General features: G+C 62.6%; 2 protein-coding genes and 1 pseudogene. 2 read left to right on the plus strand and 1 reads right to left on the minus strand.

The annotated features are described in order from the left end of the window. A pseudogene (locus ACLP9N_RS07805) lies at positions 1-740 on the plus strand (hypothetical protein); the annotation flags it as partial. A gap of 29 nt (positions 741-769) precedes the next feature. On the opposite strand, the gene ACLP9N_RS07810 reads toward ACLP9N_RS07805, so the two are convergent. Beyond that, a complete protein-coding gene (locus ACLP9N_RS07810) occupies positions 770-1,924 on the minus strand; it encodes a TniQ family protein (RefSeq protein ID WP_442406852.1) in 1,155 nt (384 codons plus the stop codon). Between the two features lie 117 nt (positions 1,925-2,041). Here ACLP9N_RS07810 and ACLP9N_RS07815 point away from each other — a divergent pair, with 117 nt between their 5' ends. Next, complete coding sequence (locus ACLP9N_RS07815) at positions 2,042-2,302, plus strand: helix-turn-helix domain-containing protein (RefSeq protein WP_442406853.1); 261 nt, start codon at positions 2,042-2,044, stop codon at positions 2,300-2,302. The last annotated feature ends 330 nt before the right edge of the window (positions 2,303-2,632 follow it).

Here is a 2,632-nt window from a genome sequence, read left to right on the forward strand (position 1 = left end):
TGTTACTCACCATCGGCTGCACCATGGCTGAGTACCGGATGAAACGACTGCTGCGCTCGACCGTTGGGGCTCAATCCGTTGCGGAGTTCGCCGAGGGCCTGCGCACCCTTCCGTATTGGGACTCGATCGCCGCAGCCCTATACCGGATCCACCAACATCTTCAGGCCAACCCGCCGCCCATCGACTATCAACGCCGTCGCGTGCTGAACTATGCGGGGTTGCTACCCGAAGCGCAGTGGAACTACCTGGCCGCCGAGGAAGGATTCCGCAGCTCGCCGCCGACGGCCGCGGCGGCGAAACTGTGGCTGACCGAACAGCTCAGCGGCGCCCCGGTAGCTACGGCGTCGCTGCATGGCCGAGCAGACTGCACAGACCGAATGCGAGGAACGCTCACCCCCAATCTCGTCAAGAAACTCGACGCGGTGGCTCTTGAACACCTTCAGAGCCAGGGGATCTCGAGCGAGCCTACGACGTGGGAGCCGCCGTTGTCGCTGCTGGACGGTGTGTCACTGCCAGGCGTTCCCGCGAAAGCGATCGAGCCGCAAAAGATCCACAACCTCCTGGCGGCAGGCCTCACGATTCCCGACGCTGCGCGCACCCTACGAGTCTCGAAATGGAAGGTGCGCTACCAGATTGAGCGCCATCCGATGCCCGCCGAGTTGGTGGCGAGCCTGCCGCCGAAAGGGATTAAGGGACGCACAGCGATTAGGGTTGGCCACGCATCTAATTGGAACCGTTGAACGATGCGAGGTCGCATCCGAGTCGCGGTCTAGGCGATGCGTACCGGGTCGATTTGCGAACCGCCGTCTGAACGGGTCGGGGAAAGCACTGCGCGCCTTAGGGCGTCGAGCGAGGGGCTGTTCCCTCGACGCCAGTAGGTCTGGGCTTCGGCTAGTGAGAATCCACGCCGGCGCATCGAAGACGTCAGCCATTGCAGGTGCTGGGCGGCAGTTTCGGTGTCGGCAGCCTGCAAGACGGGCGTCGCTATGCATGCGAGGGCCGCATCAGCGGCGGGACTCGAGCATGTCATTCGCGCACCGCCACTCGTGACCAATGGCCGCGCAATATTAATCTTGGCTTGCCGCTTGAACTGTTCCCATAGCAAATCCGAAATGCGAACGGCCACGTCGCGGGCTTGCCCGTAACGCAACATCCATTCCCCCAGTGTCCGCAAATCACGCGCGAACGTCGTCGACGGCACGGGTGACGACGCATAGATGCCGTCCGACGCATGCCCCGCGCGAAGCACACACAGAAGCTCACGCTGAACCACGACTGCGGGGCCGTTACCGAGATATATCACGGGGACACTCGACAGCAGCGCGTTACATCGTCGTGTTTCACCGGATCGGGTAACCCGTCGCGCGCACAAACCCAAGGTGGGCACGTCGTTGAAGCGAGGCGGTGTCGTTCGTTGCGGCCCGCCGCACACGCTGCAGGCGTCGGCGAGCAGACATCGATGCCTCGGGCAGGCGAATGCCCAACGCAACCGCCACCACACCCGCCACCGTCCGCCGCGCTCGCCGAGACATATCGGGCAGAACCGCGAACCAGTGACGCGCATAGCGGCCACCGACGGTCGTTGCCAGCTGATGTCCTTGATCCACGGTCGAAGAGTCATGGCACGAAGCCGGCGCGGTTGCACACCCGTGCAGTGGCTGATGGTGCGCAGCTGTGCCAGTGTCAGCGACACGGTGGCCCGCGTTGCCCAGTACGAAGCGCTGTTGCCGTGCATCCCGCAAACGCCAACCGCGGCCAGAATTTCTCCCCAAGTCACGTCCGTGCGGCTCGCCAACGCCTCTAGCCACGAGTCGAGGCTCTCTTCTGGAAGTGGACTGATGCGGATCGGCAGCGTTCGCACTGCGTGCTGAAACTCGACGCCGCCGCGAAGGCCGGCTTTCTCAGCGCCCGCGCGAGCGGCCATCACACGACTATGCACTACTAGTAGTGCATAGGTAGGTCGATCCCAAATTTTTTTAGCGCAGATTTAGCCCTACTAGTAGGGCAGACTTTTCCCGGTTTTTCCTGAGTACTGGTATGCGTGCCGACGCGCCCCAGTCAAAATGATCCGAAACGGGTCGCTGTGTGGGAGAGGCGGCGCCGTCAGGTGGGCACGCGAATACAGACTTTGCGCATCGACCGCGGTTACAGCCAAGAGGAGCTGGCGCTGAGGTCTGGTGTCTCACGCAACGTGTTGATCGACCTCGAGTACGGCCGCCGCGGCATTCTGCATGAAAGACTATTCGACATCGCGAAGGCCCTTGGTGTTTCCGCTTCTGAGCTGGTGGAGGGTATCAAATGACGCGTGGCGGGAGCGATCGACCCAACCTCGGTCGGGATTTGTCCTCAACGGTGTTACCTCTAGCTGAGGGCTCGCGAGATCGTGCGCGAGGTCTGGCGGCAGGCCAAGGATTCCTAGCTGCGCTCCGCTAGTCGCGTGAAGACGCGTTGCGCGAATCCGCTTAGCGCTGCGGCAGCGAGACCGACGGGGTCAAAACGCGCAGCACCGTGGCTCCATTCGTTTATGCGATGGGCACTCGGCAAGCCGCACGGTCGCCCTACTAGTGATACATTAGGTGCTTGTGGGCCCGGTCAGCTGGCTTATCTGAAGAGCCGGACATGGGGTGACGAT

The sequence above is a fragment of the Mycobacterium sp. genome, assembly GCF_052144515.1.
Taxonomy (GTDB): Bacteria; Actinomycetota; Actinomycetes; order Mycobacteriales; family Mycobacteriaceae; genus Mycobacterium.